We start from the raw sequence: 975 nt of genomic DNA, 5'->3' as shown, positions 1-975 counted from the left end.
CGTGGTTGAGTTCGTCGCGCCAGCAGCAGCTGCTACGTCAGCCGTAGTCCCTAGCGGGCTATTGGAGTTCCGCTGGTCGGGCTCTAACAATTCGTCCAAGCCGACTCCGCTTCGCGGCGCGGCTTAACTCAGGTGTTAGGCGGCAGATGTGAGCTCACTTTGGTCCCGTTCGCTCGATATCTACCGTCTGAGGGCGGGCTATCGGTATCTGATCGGCGCGTTCCTGCTCGCTGGCCTACTTCTCGGCTTCTGGCCCGCAGTTGCATGGGCGCGCGAGGCGCAGCTAGCGCGGGGTTTAACTCCCGGCACACCTCTCGGGTCTGAGCAGGGCAGCGTCCAATTCCTACTCCTCGCGCTCGCCTTCCTGCTGAGTGGCGGCGTGCTTGGCATGGCTCTCGGCGCTTTCGTGCTCTGTGTCGTCCTCACTGCGCTCAGCGACATCTCCTTTCGCGCGGCGCTGCGGGCAATTTTCCTGAGTTACTACCCAGCGCATTGGTTTGCTGAGTAAGCTGCCGCCTAACAATTCGTCCAAGCCGACGCCGCTTCGCGGCGCGGCTTAACTCAGGTGTTAGGCGGCTGAACATGCGAAATCGCCATCGGACAGCGCTAATTGCAGCGCTTCTCCTTGCCGCACTGTCGGCCGGCTGTGCCCATCAGTCGTTCGGGCCGAAGGCAGAGCCTGCCCCGGTCGCCCAAGCCTTTGGGTTGCCGGGGTGCGAGGTTTCCGTGCGCATGCAGCCCGGAGAGGCTTTGGCCTTCGCGGACCAACTCGGAATGCCTGAGCTCGCCAAATCCGCTGAATGGGCACAGGCCATGGCCTTACTCGGCACTGGAGCAGACCTCAGGCGGGTTCGGTGCGAGAGTGGCAATAACTTCTTCGCAGTCTTCCGCGGTACATCTTTGCTACTCAAGTTCGGCAGCATGCTCTACAACCAAACCAGCACGCCGCCTAACAATTCGTCCAAGCCGACGCCG

General features: G+C 61.9%; 2 protein-coding genes. Both read left to right on the top strand.

Translation table 11 applies throughout. The features are described 5' to 3' along the window. Positions 1-148: 148 nt before the first annotated feature. Entirely contained in the window at positions 149-508 is a 360-nt protein-coding gene (locus EVS83_RS15415) for a hypothetical protein (RefSeq protein ID WP_133502070.1), read from the top strand. A gap of 218 nt (positions 509-726) precedes the next feature. Continuing rightward, on the top strand, positions 727-975 hold a 249-nt coding region (locus tag EVS83_RS15970), incomplete at its 3' end, for a hypothetical protein (protein WP_208108782.1).

Source organism: Cognatilysobacter terrigena, from assembly GCF_004361065.1.
Classification (GTDB): domain Bacteria; phylum Pseudomonadota; class Gammaproteobacteria; order Xanthomonadales; family Xanthomonadaceae; genus Cognatilysobacter; species Cognatilysobacter terrigena.
Note: the sequence above shows the minus strand (reverse complement) of the source record. Positions and strands in the feature narration are given on the sequence as shown.